General features: G+C 65.4%; 17 protein-coding genes and 3 tRNA genes. 11 read left to right on the plus strand and 9 right to left on the minus strand.

Features of this window, described 5'->3' with window-relative positions:
• Nucleotides 1-255: 255 nt before the first annotated feature.
• Nucleotides 256-558 (plus strand): helix-turn-helix transcriptional regulator, encoded by a 303-nt coding sequence (locus VJV41_RS24415; RefSeq protein ID WP_325338097.1) that lies wholly within the window; start codon nucleotides 256-258, stop codon nucleotides 556-558.
• On the opposite strand, the gene VJV41_RS24420 is transcribed toward VJV41_RS24415, so the two are convergent.
• Nucleotides 524-596: transfer RNA gene (locus VJV41_RS24420), tRNA-Arg, on the minus strand. The two genes, VJV41_RS24415 and VJV41_RS24420, sit on opposite strands and share 35 nt — an antisense overlap.
• Before the next feature lie 32 nt (nucleotides 597-628).
• A tRNA-Ser gene (locus VJV41_RS24425) sits at nucleotides 629-720 on the minus strand.
• Nucleotides 721-804: 84 nt separating this feature from the next.
• Here VJV41_RS24425 and VJV41_RS24430 point away from each other — a divergent pair.
• Nucleotides 805-1,866 carry a pyridoxal phosphate-dependent aminotransferase gene (locus VJV41_RS24430; RefSeq protein ID WP_325338099.1) on the plus strand — a complete coding sequence of 354 codons (1,062 nt, stop codon included), beginning with the start codon at nucleotides 805-807 and terminating at the stop codon, nucleotides 1,864-1,866.
• Here VJV41_RS24430 and VJV41_RS24435 read toward each other — a convergent pair.
• A complete protein-coding gene (locus tag VJV41_RS24435; protein ID WP_325338101.1) occupies nucleotides 1,863-2,444 on the minus strand; it encodes a TIGR03086 family metal-binding protein in 582 nt (193 codons plus the stop codon). The two genes, VJV41_RS24430 and VJV41_RS24435, sit on opposite strands and share 4 nt — an antisense overlap.
• Nucleotides 2,445-2,485: 41 nt before the next feature.
• Here VJV41_RS24435 and VJV41_RS24440 point away from each other — a divergent pair, with 41 nt between their 5' ends.
• Entirely contained in the window at nucleotides 2,486-2,929 is a 444-nt protein-coding gene (locus VJV41_RS24440) for a hypothetical protein (RefSeq protein WP_325338103.1), read from the plus strand.
• A 19-nt stretch (nucleotides 2,930-2,948) separates the two neighbouring features.
• Entirely contained in the window at nucleotides 2,949-3,782 is an 834-nt protein-coding gene (locus VJV41_RS24445; protein WP_325338105.1) for a crotonase/enoyl-CoA hydratase family protein, read from the plus strand.
• Here VJV41_RS24445 and VJV41_RS24450 read toward each other — a convergent pair.
• Both VJV41_RS24450 and VJV41_RS24455 read right to left on the minus strand, forming a co-directional pair.
• A complete protein-coding gene (locus VJV41_RS24450; protein WP_325338107.1) occupies nucleotides 3,769-4,677 on the minus strand; it encodes an NAD(P)-dependent oxidoreductase in 909 nt (302 codons plus the stop codon). The two genes, VJV41_RS24445 and VJV41_RS24450, sit on opposite strands and share 14 nt — an antisense overlap.
• Nucleotides 4,677-5,084, minus strand: coding sequence for a hypothetical protein (locus tag VJV41_RS24455; RefSeq protein WP_325338109.1), 408 nt, complete (start codon nucleotides 5,082-5,084; stop codon nucleotides 4,677-4,679). Before VJV41_RS24455 ends, VJV41_RS24450 begins: the two co-directional genes overlap by 1 nt.
• Before the next feature lie 46 nt (nucleotides 5,085-5,130).
• Here VJV41_RS24455 and VJV41_RS24460 point away from each other — a divergent pair, with 46 nt between their 5' ends.
• Nucleotides 5,131-6,516, plus strand: a complete 1,386-nt coding sequence (locus VJV41_RS24460) for a PLP-dependent aminotransferase family protein (RefSeq protein WP_325338111.1) — start codon at nucleotides 5,131-5,133, stop codon at nucleotides 6,514-6,516.
• A 13-nt stretch (nucleotides 6,517-6,529) separates the two neighbouring features.
• Here VJV41_RS24460 and VJV41_RS24465 read toward each other — a convergent pair.
• Together VJV41_RS24465 and VJV41_RS24470 are read right to left on the minus strand one after the other, a co-directional pair.
• Nucleotides 6,530-6,616 (minus strand) — tRNA-Ser (locus VJV41_RS24465).
• A gap of 17 nt (nucleotides 6,617-6,633) precedes the next feature.
• Complete coding sequence (locus tag VJV41_RS24470; RefSeq protein WP_325338113.1) at nucleotides 6,634-7,146, minus strand: MarR family winged helix-turn-helix transcriptional regulator; 513 nt, start codon at nucleotides 7,144-7,146, stop codon at nucleotides 6,634-6,636.
• Between the two features lie 78 nt (nucleotides 7,147-7,224).
• Here VJV41_RS24470 and VJV41_RS24475 point away from each other — a divergent pair, with 78 nt between their 5' ends.
• Nucleotides 7,225-8,199, plus strand: a complete 975-nt coding sequence (locus VJV41_RS24475) for an NAD(P)H-quinone oxidoreductase (RefSeq protein ID WP_325338115.1) — start codon at nucleotides 7,225-7,227, stop codon at nucleotides 8,197-8,199.
• A 21-nt stretch (nucleotides 8,200-8,220) separates the two neighbouring features.
• Here the strand turns inward: VJV41_RS24475 and VJV41_RS24480 are convergent, their stop codons facing one another.
• Nucleotides 8,221-9,417, minus strand: a complete 1,197-nt coding sequence (locus VJV41_RS24480) for a cysteine desulfurase-like protein (protein ID WP_325338117.1) — start codon at nucleotides 9,415-9,417, stop codon at nucleotides 8,221-8,223.
• A 125-nt stretch (nucleotides 9,418-9,542) separates the two neighbouring features.
• Here VJV41_RS24480 and VJV41_RS24485 point away from each other — a divergent pair, with 125 nt between their 5' ends.
• Genes VJV41_RS24485 through VJV41_RS24505 form a run of 5 tightly spaced genes read left to right on the plus strand, consistent with a single transcriptional unit; the run spans nucleotide 9,543 to nucleotide 14,604 of the window.
• Nucleotides 9,543-11,495 carry a DUF6541 family protein gene (locus VJV41_RS24485; protein ID WP_325338119.1) on the plus strand — a complete coding sequence of 651 codons (1,953 nt, stop codon included), beginning with the start codon at nucleotides 9,543-9,545 and terminating at the stop codon, nucleotides 11,493-11,495.
• A 29-nt stretch (nucleotides 11,496-11,524) separates the two neighbouring features.
• Nucleotides 11,525-12,025: a bacterial proteasome activator family protein gene (locus VJV41_RS24490; protein WP_414685050.1), complete on the plus strand. Its 501-nt coding sequence runs from the start codon at nucleotides 11,525-11,527 to the stop codon at nucleotides 12,023-12,025.
• A gap of 8 nt (nucleotides 12,026-12,033) precedes the next feature.
• Nucleotides 12,034-12,894 (plus strand): ABC transporter ATP-binding protein, encoded by an 861-nt coding sequence (locus tag VJV41_RS24495; protein WP_325338123.1) that lies wholly within the window; start codon nucleotides 12,034-12,036, stop codon nucleotides 12,892-12,894.
• Nucleotides 12,887-13,777, plus strand: coding sequence for a glycosyltransferase family 2 protein (locus VJV41_RS24500; RefSeq protein ID WP_325338125.1), 891 nt, complete (start codon nucleotides 12,887-12,889; stop codon nucleotides 13,775-13,777). Before VJV41_RS24495 ends, VJV41_RS24500 begins: the two co-directional genes overlap by 8 nt.
• Entirely contained in the window at nucleotides 13,774-14,604 is an 831-nt protein-coding gene (locus VJV41_RS24505; RefSeq protein WP_325338127.1) for an ABC transporter permease, read from the plus strand. Before VJV41_RS24500 ends, VJV41_RS24505 begins: the two co-directional genes overlap by 4 nt.
• A 15-nt stretch (nucleotides 14,605-14,619) precedes the next feature.
• On the opposite strand, the gene VJV41_RS24510 is transcribed toward VJV41_RS24505, so the two are convergent.
• The gene (locus VJV41_RS24510) at nucleotides 14,620-15,057 is read right to left on the minus strand and encodes a pyridoxamine 5'-phosphate oxidase family protein (RefSeq protein ID WP_325338129.1); all 438 of its coding nucleotides are present in this window, start codon (nucleotides 15,055-15,057) and stop codon (nucleotides 14,620-14,622) included.
• Nucleotides 15,058-15,269: the final 212 nt, after the last annotated feature.

Consider the following 15,269-nt stretch of genomic DNA (forward strand, 5'->3'; position numbering starts at 1 on the left):
GGGCAGCTTGTGGACTGGCTCCAGGCGACCGGATGCCGCCCAGCGGCCGACGGTGGCCTGGTTGATGCGGAGAAGTCGGCAGACCTCAGCAGACCCGATGAGTTTTTCGGGTGGAGTGTGCTTCGCCATGTGAGACACCATTGCACAGTGCATTACACATCGCAAGGGTATTCGAAGGTGTGGCGTGGATGTCGTGTCGGTTACAGTCTGCAGTGAGCATTGCGTGATGCAACGTCAGCTGTCATGATCAAGGCCATGAGTACAAGCACAGAAGGGTTGCCTATCCCAGAGTGGGATCTGGCCGACCGCCTTGGAAAGTCGCTGCGGGTCGCCGGTGTGTCGGTACAAGTCATGGCCGACTATCTGGATGTGCACCGCAACACCGTGAGCGCTTGGATCAACGGCCGCACACCACCGAGCACTCAAACCATTCGGCTCTGGTCGCTGCGCACCGGAGTGCCCTACGAGTGGCTGCGGGACGGTGTTGAACCGGACAGGCCCGATGGACCAGATGATGGTGTTGCGCGCCCGGAGAGACTCGAACTCCCAACCTTCTGATCCGTAGTCAGATGCTCTATCCGTTGAGCTACGGGCGCATGTGTTTAGTTGTCGGCTGACGGGTCAGCCGTGGCGGAGGCGAGAGGATTTGAACCTCCGGTCGCCTTTGAGGGCGACAACTCATTAGCAGTGAGCCCCATTCGGCCGCTCTGGCACGCCTCCTGAACGTTTACCGCCGATCCGACAGAGTACACAGGCGCTATGGCGCGAGGCAAAGCGCAGCTGGGCGCCCCATAAACTGGTCAAGTGACCGCCCGTCTTCGCCCCGAGCTGGCCGATATGCCCGCCTACACGCCGGGCAAGACCGTGCCGGGCGCGATCAAGATCGCGAGCAATGAGACGGTGCACGGCCCGCTGCCGAGCGTCCGCGCCGCGATCGAAAGTGCCACCGACGGCATCAACCGCTATCCCGACAACGGCTACGTCGAGCTCAAGGACCAGTTGGCCAAGCACATCGACAATGGGGCTTTCGCCCCCGAACACATCTCCGTCGGCTGCGGCTCGGTCAGCCTGTGCCAGCAGTTGATCCAGATCACGTCGACCGTCGGCGACGAGGTGCTGTTCGGCTGGCGCAGCTTCGAGATCTACCCGCTGCAGGTCCGCACAGCCGGAGCGACGCCCGTCCCGGTGCCGCTGACCGACTACACCTACGACCTCGACGCGATGCTCGCCGCGATCACCGATCGCACGCGGCTGATCTTCGTGTGCAACCCGAACAACCCGACCAGCACGGTCGTCGACCCCGAAAAGCTGGCCCGATTCGTCGAGGCCGTGCAGTCGGACATCCTCATCGCTCTCGACGAGGCTTACGTCGAGTACATCCGCGACGGCCTACTGCCCGACAGCTTCGAACTGGTCCGCAAGCACAGCAATGTCGTCGTGCTGCGGACGTTTTCGAAGGCCTACGGCCTGGCCGGGCTGCGGATCGGATACGCCGTCGCCGACCCTGACATCATCACCGCACTCGGCAAGGTCTACGTGCCGTTCACCGCTACGAGCATCTCCCAGGCTGCGGCCATCGCATCGCTGGACGCCGCCGATGAGCTGCTGGCCCGCACCGACGCCGTCGTCGCCGAACGTGCCCGAGTCACCGCGGCCCTTCGCGAGGCGGGGTACACCGTCCCGCCGTCGCAGGCGAACTTCGTCTGGCTGCCGCTGCCTGGCCGGGCCCAGGAATTCGCCAACGACTCGGCGAACAGCCGCATCATCGTCCGGCCCTACGGCGATGACGGCGTGCGGGTCACCGTCGCCGCGCCGCACGAGAACGACGCCTTCCTCGAGTTCGCCCGCGGCTGGAACCGCGGCTAGCTCGGTTTGCGACCGGTGTAGGCGATCAGCCGTTCCAGCGCGCCGGCATCGGCGGCCACGTCGATCGGGTCGTCGAACCCGACACCGGTACGGCCCTGCGGCGTGATGATGTTGTGCGCCAGCCCCAGCACGTAGTCCGACAACGAGTCCGGCGCGTTCACTTCACGTCCGGTTGCCTTCGCGTAATCCCAAGCGTGAACCAGGAATTCGAGCGACAGGATGCCCGCCATGATCTTGGCCGGCGCCTCGTTCGTGCCCGCTGTGACGGTGCCGTCCAAGCCACGCTGATGCCACGCATCCAACGCCGGCCGTGCTGCGAGAATGACCTGCTGCTCCACGGAGTCGCTCCGGTCGCGCTCCGGGAACTCAGCGCCTGCGGCACCGCCGATGACGGTGATGGAGTTCATCAAATGGTCGGTGAGTCCGGCGACGTCGAATTCGCGGCACGGCGTCTGCTTCGATTCGTCGTCTTTGGCGATGCCATGCAGCACGTGCTCGAGAACGGCCAGGGTCGCCTCGGCGCATTGAAGTTCGTCGGTGGGTGGTGAATCGGGTCCAGGCCGCAGGTCGTCGGGCATGGTGCTCACGCTACGACTCGCTTGCGCATATCGTTCACGATGTGAAGACGAATGTGCGGATTACAGCCGCCGCTGCGCTGATCCTGGTGAGCTTGGCGACCGGCTGCGAGCGCACGACAACCGGCACCGTCGCCATGACGACGCAGCCCGGGCCGCCGATCACTTCCGCTCCGCGAGTTCCGACGACGACGATGCCCGGGTTGCCAGGGATCCCGATACCGAACATTCCGATACCAAGTTTTCCCAAGAACACCGACGTTCCGGTGGTACCGCCACCCCCCAATGCCGAGACGATGACATGCAAGGAGTTCAACGGCCTCGACGAAGCGACACGGCTGGCGGTCATTCGCGCGATCCTGGCTAAAGAGAACAACCCTCTCGGCCCTAACGGTGAAGGCATCGGACAGATGCTTGCCGAAGCCGCGTGCCAGTTCCTTCCGAAGGCGACCGTCAGCGAGGTGCTGATGGGTACGCCGCCGAGGTGAGTGGCTAGCCTTACTGGCCATGGGCCAGGAAGACCGAGCGTATGAATCCGTCACCGTGGACATCGAGGGCCACGTCGCACAGGTGACGCTGGTCGGACCCGGCAAGGGCAACGCGATGGGGCCCGCGTTCTGGGCGGAGATGCCCGAGGTGTTCGCCAAGCTCGACGCCGACCACGCGGTCCGGGCGATCGTGTTGACCGGCTCAGGCAAGAACTTCAGCTACGGCCTCGACTTGCCCGCCATGGGCGGCTCGCTGACCGGCGTGCTGAATGGCGGCGGTTCGGCGCGGCCTCGCGCGGACTTCCACCAGACCGTCCTGCGGATGCAGGGGGCGATCACTGCCGTCGCAGACTGCCGCACCCCCACCATCGCGTCGGTGCACGGCTGGTGCATCGGCGGTGGGGTGGACCTGATCTCGGCGGTCGACATCCGCTACGCCAGCGCCGACGCCAAGTTCTCCGTGCGTGAGGTCAAGCTTGCGATGGTCGCCGACGTGGGCAGTCTCGCGCGGCTGCCGCTGATCCTGAACGACGGGCACCTGCGCGAATTGGCGTTGACGGGCAAGGACATCGACGCCGCGCGCGCCGAGAAGATCGGCCTCGTCAACGATGTGTACGCCGACGCCGAGGCGTCGTTGGCGGCGGCACATCGGACCGCAGCCGAGATCGCGGCCAATCCGCCACTGACCGTAAACGGCGTCAAGGACGTGTTGGATCAGCAGCGCATCGCCCGGGTCTCGGAGAGCCTGCGCTACGTCGCCGCGTGGAACGCCGCGTTCCTGCCGTCGAAGGATCTGACCGAGGGCATTACTGCGATGTTCGAGAAACGACCGCCGAACTTCACCGGCGAATAGGCGTCCACCCCAGTTCAGCCTTGGCCTTCGCGTTGGACAGCGGCAACCAGGTATCACCGAAAGCGATTGCCCCGTACGGCGCGACCAAGCCGAACAACCTGCGGGGGAACGGCAGCGGGCGTGGCCTGTTCAGGTTTGCAGCGAGCTCCCGGATGTAGTCGCCGAACGACTGCGGCCGGTCGTCGACGATGTTGTACATCTGCCCGCCGCGCCCCCGCTCAACCGCGTCGGCCGTCGCCTTCGTGACATCGTCGATGTGCACCCACGAGACGATTCCGTTGCCGGTGACGGCCGGCATCGCCCACCACTTCACGAGACGGGTGAACATCTCGGTATGCGGCACACCCGGGCCGTAGAAAACGCCGTAGCGCAACACGATTCCCTCGGTGTCGCTGTGCTCGCCGGACGTCAGGACGATCCGCTCCATGCCGCGCAGCGCCGCCAACATCTCCTCACCGCCAGGTGGGGGCGGACCGGGATATGGGTCCGTCTCGTCGACGATGGCAGGCCCGCTCGTCGGGTAACCGTAGGCGAAGACCACCGACTCCGCGACGACCCTGCGCACACCGGCCTTTTGCGCGGCGGCAACCAGATTGGGCGCGCCACGACTCCACAATTCCTTCGCCGGGTTGAAGTCGCGGATGCGCATCGGTCCACGCTTCGGCAGCGTGGTCAGCAGACTGACGACCACCTCGGGTGCAATGTCGGCGACGACTGACTCGATCTCCTTGGCGTTGAATACGTCAGCCACCACGGGCTTGGCTCCGGCCTGTTCGATCTGCGCGGTCTTGCCGGGCCGGCGGGTCAGGCCGACGACGTCATGGCCGCGGGCGTTCAGTTCCTGCAGCAGCGGGATTCCAGGCACGCTGGTCGCACCAGCCACTAATACCCGCATCAGCTTTTCTCCCCAATTATGCTGACGCGCAACGCGATTGCCAGGATCACCGTAACCACCGCGAGACCTGCGAACTCCAGAAAGCCCACCTGTTGGCCGGCGGCGTGGTGGGTATCGATGATGTGGCTGAGCGCATGCAGGGCCCAGTGCAGCGTCGCGAACGCCAATGCGGGCACTCGCCACGACGGCCAACGGGCCGCGGCCAGCAGCAGCAGGCCAAGCGGCAGCTCGAACGTCGCGTTGTCGAAGATGTAGTGGTCGTTGCGGGCGCCGAACTCGCCGAGCGTGTCGAAGAACGGTCCCGGGGCGACCATCATGAACAGGCCGAGCAGCACCGAGTACACCCCGAACGCGATCAGGGTCACCTCGACGAAGCGGGATCTTGTGCGTGTGGGTGTCGTTGACATACCTTCACGGTAATTCGTTAATGGCCCCCAGACAGGCTCCACTCTTATGACGATTTCGGGTACCACTTCCGGTCCGGAGCTGCTGGTCGAGCTGGATCGCAGCGGTCGCGAACCTCTACACCGTCAGCTCGCCAACGGTCTGCGCGACGCGATCCGCACCGGCCGCCTGGCGCCGCGGACCCGGCTGCCGTCGACCCGGGTGCTGGCGGCCGACCTCGGTGTCTCACGCAGGCTTGTCGTCGATGCCTACAGCCAGCTGGGCGCCGAGGGGTTTCTGCACACCAGGCATGGTTCCGGGACCCGTGTCGCGACGGTTGACACCGCGAACGCCGAAGAGCCCGACGGCAGTGAGGCCGCCAAGCAGTTCGACATCGATTTCGCCCCGAGCTCACCGGATCTCGGCAGCTTTCCGCGGCATGCATGGCTGCGGGCCCTGCGGCAAGGGCTCGCGGAAATCGAATCGCACGCGTTCGGATACGTCGCGCCGCAGGGACTGGACACCGCCCGCGTTGCCGTCGCGGATTATCTGCGACGTACCCGCGGCGTACTCGCCGACCCGCGGCACATCGTGCTGTGCTCGGGGGCGACGCAGGCAATCGCCCTGCTGGCGTCCGTGCTTCGGGATGAGACGTTCGCGATGGAGGACCCCGGCTTTTGGTTGCACCGGATGGTGCTGCGGCACAACGGAATCGAGCCAGTTCCAGTTCCAGTCGACGACGACGGCCTGGATATCGCCACATTGGCGGATAGCGACGCGACGGCGGTGCTGGCCACTCCGGCCCATCAATCGCCGACGGGCGTTGTGCTGTCCGCCGCGCGCCGCACGCAGTTGCTTGAGTGGGCGCGGGGCGGTCGCCTCGTCATCGAGGACGACTACGACGCCGAATACCGCTACGACCGCGCCCCAGTTGGAGCGCTGCAAGGCGTCGCGCCCGACCGCGTGGTCTATGTGGGTTCGACAAGTAAGACGCTGGCGCCTGGGCTTCGCATCGGCTGGATGGTGCTGCCCGCGCATCTGGTCGACGCGGTCGCGTTGGCGAAGGGCCTGGCCGACACCGGCAGCTCCGTGATGGACCAGATGGCCTTCGCTCAACTGCTGACCTCCGGCGGATACGACCGGCACCTGCGCCAGATGCGACGGCGCTACTTGACACGGCGAAACACGTTGCTAAGGGCCCTGTCTCAAAATCTACCGAAAGCCGAGGTGCTCGGCGCCGCGGCCGGCGTCCACCTGACGGTGCGGTTTCCGGACGGATGTCCGATCGACGAGGTGGTGCGGCGGGCCGCTGAGATGCGGGTACGGGTGGACCCGCTGGCGCCGTGCTACGCCGAGCCGGATGCGGCGCCGCCGGGCCTGATGCTCGGCTACGCCAATCTCACCGAGTCACAGATCGAGACGGGCGTTCAGGCGTTGGCCCGCGCTATGCGGTGACGCCGCCACACAGCGGTGGCGGAGGGATTTGAACCCCCGGACGGTTTTAGCCGTCTCTCGCTTTCAAGGCGAGTGCATTAGGCCGCTCTGCCACGCCACCGCCGACAAGAGTACGGCCTAGACGCGGCCGAGCTTCGCCGGCGGTGTCTCCGTCTTCAGACCCACGCTGATCCGCCGGCAGTTCTCCCCCATCGCAGCGATCTGCGCGCGTGACAACCTGCCGAGGAAATGCGTGCGCACCCCCTGGCCGTAGGTCAGCATCGCCTCGCTCACCGCCTTGCGGCCCTCGTCGGTGATCGATGCAAGCACACCCCGGCCGTCGTCGGGGCTGGCGCCGCGACGTACGAGGCCCTGCAGCTCCAGCCGGCGGATCTGCCGGGTCACCCGGCTTGGCAGTGACATCAGACCATCGGCGAGATCTCCCATACGCGCCGAGCCGGTCGCGGACTTGTCCAGCATGTCGAGCAGCCGCACATCATTGAGTGTCAGATGATGGGCGTCCACCAGCGACCGGTTCAGGGTCGCGTACAACCGCAGTGCCGAGTCGAGGAAGTTTTGCCACGACCTCTGTTCAGCAATATCCAGGCCGGGCATATCACTTGCGGTACGCCCGGCAATTATCCCCTCCATCTCGCCATGGTAATGCCTCCCGGCATTGCTGCGGGACGGAAATTCCAACACTTTTTGCTGGATAGTAGCGTTAGTTGCATGCGCACGATCGTGGCCGAGAACGCCGATCAACTCACCTGGCAAGAATCTCCCGACATCACCCCTCGACACGGCGAGGTGCTCATCAGGGTTAACACCGCAGGGGTGAACCGCGCGGATCTGTTACAGGCAGCGGGCCTGTATCCGCCCCCGCCCGGCGCCAGCGAGACCCTCGGCCTGGAGGTCTCCGGGACCATCTCGGCGGTCGGTGAGGGCGTCGACGGGTGGTCTGCGGGGCAACATGCCTGTGCTTTGCTGGCGGGCGGGGGTTACGCGGAGTTCGTCGCGGTCCCTGCTGGGCAGGTCATGCCGATTCCCAACGATGTGTCCATGCACCACGCCGCTGGGCTACCCGAGGTGGCGTGCACGGTGTGGTCCAACCTGGTCATGACGGCGCATCTGTCCGCCGGCCAGTTGGTGTTGATCCATGGTGGAGCGAGCGGCATCGGCACCCACGCGATCCAGGTGGCGCGCGCACTCGGCGCCCGAGTGGCGGTCACCGCGGGATCGCAGAACAAACTCGACCTGTGCGCCGAGCTCGGCGCCGAGATCACCATCAACTACCGCGACGAGGACTTTGTCGAGCGGGTGCGCAGCGAAGGCGGCGCCGACGTGATCCTCGACATCATGGGCGCCTCCTACCTCGCCCGAAACGTCGACGCGCTTGCCGCCGACGGCCGGTTGGTCATCATCGGGATGCAGGGCGGCGTCAAGGGTGAACTCAGTATCGGCAAGCTCCTCGGCAAGCGCGCCGGAGTGATCGCCACGGCACTGCGGTCGCGGCCGACAGACGGACCCGCCGGCAAGACCGAGATCTGCACCCAGGTGGTCGCCAACGTGTGGCCGATGATCGCCGACGGCCAAGTGCGTCCGATCATCGGCGCGGAATTCCCCATCGACCAGGCCCGGGCCGCACATGAGCTGCTGTCCTCGGGTGAGGTGGCCGGGAAAGTCCTTCTGCGCGTTGCGGATTAACCCATCGGCTGAGCCGACAGGTCAACCCAGCGACGCGAGCGTACGCACGAGCTGGTCCACCTCTGCCGTCGAGGTGTAATGCGCAAGCCCGACCGTCACGGCGCCGCCGATGTCGTTGACGCCGATGACATCCAGGACGCGCGAGCTCGCGTTGGAGATGGCCAGGATGCCGTTGTCGGCAAGCCGCTGCACCACACGTTCGGCGGGGACGTCGCTGACCGCGAAACTCAGTACTGGGATCCGTACCTCCGGCCTGCCGATGACCATTATCGCGGGCAGCGAGCGCAGCGAGCTCAACAGATAGTCGAACAACCTGCTCATGTATGAAGCCGCCGATTGCATTGAGACACCTAGTCTTTCGCGCCGCGACCCATGTGCCGACTCATCGAGCGAGGCCAAGTACTCGATGCTGGCCACCACGCCCGCGAGCAAACCGAACTGGTGTGCGCCTACCTCCAACCGGGCGGGTCCGGTGGCGTACGGGTTCAGCGACACCGAGGAGAACGAGTCGATCAGCGAAGGGTCACGGAACACCAGCGCGCCGATCGGCGGACCACCCCATGCCATCGCATTCAATGCGACCACGTCAGCGTCGATCTCATCGATGTCGATCAGCCGGTACGGCGCGGCCGAAGAATGGTCGACCACCACGAGCCCGCCGACATCGTGCACCAGCTTCGTCACCGCGCGCAGCTCGGTGACAGTGCCCAATGTCGAAGAGGCCGAAGTGATTGCGACCAGCCGGGTGGGCCGGGTGATCAGGCCCTCCCACTGCCAGGTCGGCAGCTCACCGGTCTCGATGTCGACCTCGGCCCACTTCACCTTGGCGCCATAACGATTCGCGGCGCGCAACCACGGCGCGATGTTGGCCTCGTCGTCCAGCCGGGTCACCACGACCTCGTAGCCGAGCCCGACCCGCGCGGACGACGCGTCGGACAGTGACGTCAGCAAGATCGCACGGTCGGCGCCGAGCACGACGCCGCGCGGGTCGGCGTTGACCAGGTCGGCCACGGCCTGGCGCGCGGCGGCCAGCACCGCGGCACTGCGCTGCGCCGACGGATGCGGTCCGACTGGCGTGGGCATCGAACCGCGGAAGGCGGTGGATACGGCCCTCGAAACGGCGTCCGGCAGCAGCATGCCGTTCTGCGCGTCGAAATGCACCCATCCATCGCCTAATGACGGGTGCAAACCGCGCACCCGGGCGACGTCGTATGCCATGCCAGCCCACCTTAGAGCGTCAGTGAAATCCACAAACCGACACGATTTTGGTGGATGCCCGGCTCTGCATCTCGACAGCCACCGCCGTGCTCGGACCGGGTCACCTGGGCAGCCATACTAGTCCAGTGAGCTTGGGGTTCGGAGTGCTAATTGCGCTGTTGTTGCTAGTGGTCCCCGGGGCAATCATCGCACGTGTCGGTCGGCTAACTTGGCCGACCGCCATCGCGTTGGGGCCGCCACTGACCTACGGCGTCGTCGCGTTGGCGATCATTCCTTTCGGCGCACTCGGCATTCCGTGGAACGCGTGGACGGCGTTGTTTGCTCTCGCCTTGGTGACCGCTGTCGCGCTCGGTTTGCGGGTGGTGCTCGGCCGCTATCGCGACGTCGACGCCGAGGCGCGGGCCGCTTCGCGCGGCCCCGCGCTGCTCGTCGCTGCCGGCGTGCTGCTCGGCGCCTTGTTGATCGCGATCGCCGCCATTCGCGGCATACCCCATTGGCAGTCCATTCCGAGTAACTGGGATGCCGTGTGGCACGCCAACACCGTTCGCTTCATCGTCGACACGGGCCAGGCGTCACCCACGCACATGGGCGAGCTGCGCAACGTCGAGACCCACGAGGCGCTGTATTACCCGTCGACCTTTCACGCGCTCGCGGCGATTTTCAGCCAGCTCACCGGCGCCGCGCCGACGACTGCGTACACCCTGAATTCCCTGGCCGCGGCCATCTGGCTGTTCCCGGTCAGCGCCGCGACACTGACCTGGCAGGTGCTGCGAACGCGAACTGACGAGTGGCGCACGGCGGGCGCCGCGGCCACCGCCGCCGCACTGTCCGCGTCGTTCACCGCCATTCCCTACATCGAGTTCGACACCGCATCGATGCCCAACCTCGCCGCATATGGCATCGCTGTGCCGACCATGGTGCTGACCGTCTCTGCGCTGCGGCACCGCGACCGCATCCCGTTGGCGGTGCTGGCACTACTGGGCGTGTTCTCCGTCCACATCACCGGCGGCGTCGTGACCGTCATGTTCGTAGTGGCGTGGTGGCTGTTCGACGCGCTATGGCGTCCTGTTCGGGGCCGCATCGCCGACTTCGTCGCCCTGCTGCTCATCGCGATCCCGACGGTGGCGCTGCTGCTGCCGCAGTTTCTCGGTGTGCTGCGGCAAGCAGAGATCATCGCCGGGCACGCGTTCGTCACACACGAGGGCAAGAAGCGCGGGCTGATCGACGCGGTCGTGCAGCACACCCGCCACCTCAACGACTTCCCGATCCAGTGGGTGCTGATCATCCTGGCCGCGATCGGCGCGATCATCCTGCTGGTCCGCCGGATCTGGTGGCCGTTGGTGGTGTGGCTGGCGCTGGTCGTGGCGATCGTGCATTCGTCCGCGCCGTTCGGATTGGGTCCGATCGGCGCGCTCACCGGTAAGTTCGCCGACCTGTTCTACAGCGACCCGCGTCGGTTGTCGGCGGTGGTGACCATGCTGCTCACGGCGGCGGTCGGCATCGCGGTGTTCACGCTGGCGTCGGTTGCGGTCGCGGGTGTGCGCCGGCTGGTCGACCGGGGTAGCCCCAAGGTCTGGTATGCGGCCACCGCGGCCATATGTGTGGCCGTGAGCCTCGGCATTGGGATTGCGTACATGCCGCGGGCGCAGTTCTTGTTCGGCGAGAAGTACGACCGGGTAATGGTCGACAAGAAGGACTTGGAGGCATGGGCGTATCTGGCGACGCTGCCCGGCGCACGCGACACCTTGATCGGCGACGCGAACACCGACGGGACGGCCTGGATATACGCGGTCACCGGGCTGCATCCGCTGTGGACGCACTACGACTATCCCGTCCAGCAGGGGCCGGGCTATCACCGCTTCATCTTCTGGGCGTACGCCGACGACGCCGATAGCGATCCGCGGGTCGCCGAGGCGGTCAAGGCGCTCAACATCCGCTACGTGGTGACCAGCACACCGGTGGTCCGCGGGTTCGTCATGCCCGACGGGCTAGTGTCGCTAGATAGGTCGCGGTCGTGGGAGAAGATCTACGACAACGGCGAGGCCCGCATCTACGAATGGCGCGGGACCCACCCATAGGACGGCGTAAACAGGGAATGCAAGAGGGTATGACGGCGAACACCGACGACGACAACATCGAAATCATCAACGGCGAGGCTAGCGCCGTCGAGGACGAAGACAGCGAGGGCAAGTCGCTGACCGACCTCGTCGAGCAGCCGGCGAAGGTGATGCGGATCGGCACAATGATCAAGCAGTTGCTCGAGGAGGTGCGGGCCGCGCCGCTTGACGACGCCAGCCGCAACCGGCTGCGCGACATCCACCGCACCAGCATCCGCGAGCTCGAAGACGGACTGGCACCCGAACTGCGCGAGGAGCTCGAACGGCTGACCCTGCCGTTCACTGAGGACGCCGTCCCGTCGGATGCCGAACTGCGCATCGCACAGGCTCAGCTCGTTGGCTGGCTCGAAGGCCTGTTCCACGGCATCCAGACAGCGCTGTTCGCCCAACAGATGGCCGCCCGTCAGCAGCTCGAGCAGATGCGGCAATTGCCGCCCGGGGTGGCCGCGCCGGGACAGCGGGGCGGCCCGGGGACCGGGCAGTATCTATAAGGGCTTTTGTGGCTAGTCCTTCTCACCCCCACATCGAGACGCGTAACGCGTGGGTGGAGTTTCCCATCTTCGACGCCAAGACGCGGTCGTTGAAGAAGGCGTTCCTCGGCAAGGCCGGCGGCGCCATCGGACGCAACTCCGACAACGTCGTCGTCATCGAGGCGTTGCGGGATATCACCATGTCGCTCGAACTCGGCGACCGGGTGGGTCTTGTCGGCCACAACGGTGCAGGCAAATCGACGTTGCTGCGGCTACTTTCGGGCATCTATGAGCCCACCCGCGGCGTCGCGACGGTGACTGGCCGGGTGGCGCCCGTGTTCGATCTCGGCGTCGGCATGGACCCTGAGATCTCCGGCTTCGAGAACATCATCATCCGCGGGCTCTTCCTCGGTCAGACGCGCAAGCAGATGCTGGCCAAGGTCGACGAGATCGCGGAGTTCACCGAACTGGGCGAGTACCTGTCGATGCCACTGCGCACCTACTCCTCCGGGATGCGGGTACGGCTGGCGATGGGCGTCGTGACGAGCATCGACCCCGAGATCCTGCTTTTGGATGAAGGAATTGGCGCGGTGGACGCCGATTTCCTGAAGAAGGCTCAGGCGCGGCTGCAGGGCCTCGTCGAGCGCTCCGGCATCCTCGTGTTCGCCAGCCACTCCAACGAATTTCTGGCACGGCTGTGCAAGACCGCGATCTGGATCGACCACGGCACCATCAAGATGACCGGCGGCATCGAGGACGTCGTGCGTGCGTATGAGGGTGAGGACGCCGCCCGACACGTGCGAGAGGTCCTCGAGGAGCACCGAGGCGACTGGTCTGCAACGACGATGAGCGCCACGCGCGAAGAGCAGACAGCATTGCCCGATGACTGAGACGGTTTACGCCGTGGTGGTCACGCATCGGCGTCCCGACGACCTCGCGAAGTCACTCGACGCGGTTTCGGCCCAGACCCGTGCGCCGGATCATCTGGTGGTCGTCGACAACGACAACGACTCACGTGTCCGCGACATAGTGAGTAGTCAATCTGTCCCGACGACGTACCTGTCGTCTCGCCGAAATCTCGGTGGTGCAGGCGGTTTTGCGCTCGGCATGCTGCATGCATTGGCATTGGGCGCCGATTGGGTGTGGCTGGCCGACGACGACGGGCGCCCGCAGGATGCGGCGGTGCTGGGCACGCTGCTCGGCTGCGCTTCGAACCATAGGCTGGCTGAGGTGTCGCCGATGGTGTGCGACATGGCCGATCCGTCGCGGCTGGCGTTTCCGTTGCGGCGCGGACTGGTGTGGCGGCGGCACGTTTCCGAATTACGAACCGGCGCTTCGGATTTGCTTCCGGGCATCGCATCGCTGTTCAACGGGGCGTTGTTTCGCGCGTCGACGCTGGAGGCGATCGGCGTTCCGGACCTTCGGTTGTTCGTGCGCGGGGACGAAGTCGAACTGCATCGTCGGCTGGTTCGTTCGGGTTTACCGTTCGGCACCTGCTTGGACGCGGTGTATCTACATCCGCAGGGTGGTGACGAATTCAAACCGATCCTCGGCGGGAGGATGCACACCCAGTATCCGGACGACGAAACCAAACGGTTCTTCACCTACCGCAATCGCGGCTATCTCCTTTCGCAGCCGGGTCTGCGGAAGTTGTTGCCGCAGGAGTGGATTCGATTCGGCTGGTTCTTCCTGGTGTCGAGGCGCGATCCGGCGGGATTGATGGAGTGGGTCCGTTTGCGGCGGATGGGACGACGCGAAAGGTTCGGCCGATGACGTTCACCGACGCTGCCGCTCAATCGAAGACGATGAGCCGCGCGTGGAGCGACCTGGCGGCGGGGTTCGCCAAGCGCGAGCTCTGGCTGCACCTGGGCTGGCAGGACATCAAGCAGCGCTACCGCCGCTCGGTGCTGGGGCCGTTCTGGATCACGATCGCGACGGGTGCCACGGCGGTCGCGATGGGGTTGCTGTACTCGAAGCTGTTCAAACTGCCGCTCGCCGAGCATCTGCCCTATATCACCCTCGGGCTGATCATCTGGAATCTGATCAACGCCTCGATTCTCGAGGGCGCCGACGTGTTCGTTGCGAACGAGGGCTTGATCAAACAGCTTCCGACGCCGCTTTCCGTGCACGTCTATCGGCTCGTGTGGCGGCAGATGATCCTGTTCGCCCACAACATCATCATCTTCGTGATCATCGCGATCATCTTCCCGAAACCGTGGAAGTGGACGGACCTCGCGGTCATCCCGGCCCTGGGCCTGATCGTGTTGAACTGTGTCTGGGTATCACTGTGTTTCGGCATCCTGGCCACCCGCTACCGCGACATCAGCCCGCTGTTGTTCTCGTTGGTGCAGCTGCTGTTCTTCATGACGCCGATCATCTGGAACGAGGCCACCCTGCAGCAGCAAGGCGCGGGTTCATACGCCAAGATCATCGAGCTCAACCCGCTGCTGCATTACCTCGACATCGTGCGGGCGCCGCTGCTGGGCGCCGATCAGGAGTTGCGGCACTGGCTGGTCGTGATTGCGTTGACTGTCATCGGCTGGGTGCTGGCGGCGTTCGCGATGCGCCAGTACCGAGCGCGTGTGCCGTACTGGGTGTAGTCCTACTGGGCGTAGTCAGCCGGGGACGCCGCCGCGGTCCGGCTCTGGCCCGAAGATGAACCGCCTGCCACTGACGTCGGTCGGCGTGATGCGGACAAACCGCAACTTTTCCGTCGCGATCCACGGGTAAAGCCCGGCACGCTCAGCATTGTGGATTTCGGAGGTGGTCGTCAGCACCCGCGCGGTGCCACGTACGACGACGCTCCAGGCCTCCGCGACGGTGTGGTCGTCGGCCTCGAACACCACCTGGTTGTTCATGATGGCGCTCAACAGCTTGGTGCCTTCGGCAGTACGGAACAGCAGAGTTCGGTGCTGCACGACGAAATTGACCGGGAAGATCTCGGCTCGGCCACCGAGGATGGTGACGAGCCGCCCCAGCGCGAGGCTGGACAACAGCTTCCAGCTTTCGTCCTCGTTGAGTTCGACCACAGGTTGGTCTGTTAACGACGTCATGCTCCGATCGTCGTCGCATTCGGGGGGCGGTCGATAGGGCCAGCGGGCCCTGCGGCGGGGCCAAAGGTCCCAGTTATCCCCAGTCGCGTTTTCATTCACAGGTTGGCGGTTGGTGGTGGCGGGGAGGCGTTTGGTTTCGGGATAATCAAACATGTGTTCGAAGGTTTGGCGGATGGTGAGCTGCTCGATGCGATGGGTGTGGCCCAGCGTGA

Origin of the sequence: Mycobacterium sp. (assembly GCF_035274705.1) — a bacterium.
Classification (GTDB): domain Bacteria; phylum Actinomycetota; class Actinomycetes; order Mycobacteriales; family Mycobacteriaceae; genus Mycobacterium.

Excerpts from the sequence above, each read along its gene's own strand:
- VJV41_RS24475 (WP_325338115.1), top strand. The coding sequence starts at position 7,225 with ATGCGCACGATCGTGGCCGAGAACGCCGATCAACTCACCTGGCAAGAA.
- VJV41_RS24435 (WP_325338101.1), bottom strand. The coding sequence starts at position 2,444 with ATGCCCGACGACCTGCGGCCTGGACCCGATTCACCACCCACCGACGAA.
- VJV41_RS24470 (WP_325338113.1), bottom strand. The coding sequence starts at position 7,146 with ATGGAGGGGATAATTGCCGGGCGTACCGCAAGTGATATGCCCGGCCTG.
- VJV41_RS24450 (WP_325338107.1), bottom strand. The coding sequence starts at position 4,677 with ATGCGGGTATTAGTGGCTGGTGCGACCAGCGTGCCTGGAATCCCGCTG.
- VJV41_RS24480 (WP_325338117.1), bottom strand. The coding sequence starts at position 9,417 with ATGGCATACGACGTCGCCCGGGTGCGCGGTTTGCACCCGTCATTAGGC.
- VJV41_RS24460 (WP_325338111.1), top strand. The coding sequence starts at position 5,131 with ATGACGATTTCGGGTACCACTTCCGGTCCGGAGCTGCTGGTCGAGCTG.
- VJV41_RS24500 (WP_325338125.1), top strand. The coding sequence starts at position 12,887 with ATGACTGAGACGGTTTACGCCGTGGTGGTCACGCATCGGCGTCCCGAC.
- VJV41_RS24455 (WP_325338109.1), bottom strand. The coding sequence starts at position 5,084 with ATGTCAACGACACCCACACGCACAAGATCCCGCTTCGTCGAGGTGACC.
- VJV41_RS24415 (WP_325338097.1), top strand. The coding sequence starts at position 256 with ATGAGTACAAGCACAGAAGGGTTGCCTATCCCAGAGTGGGATCTGGCC.
- VJV41_RS24490 (WP_414685050.1), top strand. The coding sequence starts at position 11,525 with ATGACGGCGAACACCGACGACGACAACATCGAAATCATCAACGGCGAG.
- VJV41_RS24510 (WP_325338129.1), bottom strand. The coding sequence starts at position 15,057 with ATGACGTCGTTAACAGACCAACCTGTGGTCGAACTCAACGAGGACGAA.
- VJV41_RS24445 (WP_325338105.1), top strand. The coding sequence starts at position 2,949 with ATGGGCCAGGAAGACCGAGCGTATGAATCCGTCACCGTGGACATCGAG.
- VJV41_RS24505 (WP_325338127.1), top strand. The coding sequence starts at position 13,774 with ATGACGTTCACCGACGCTGCCGCTCAATCGAAGACGATGAGCCGCGCG.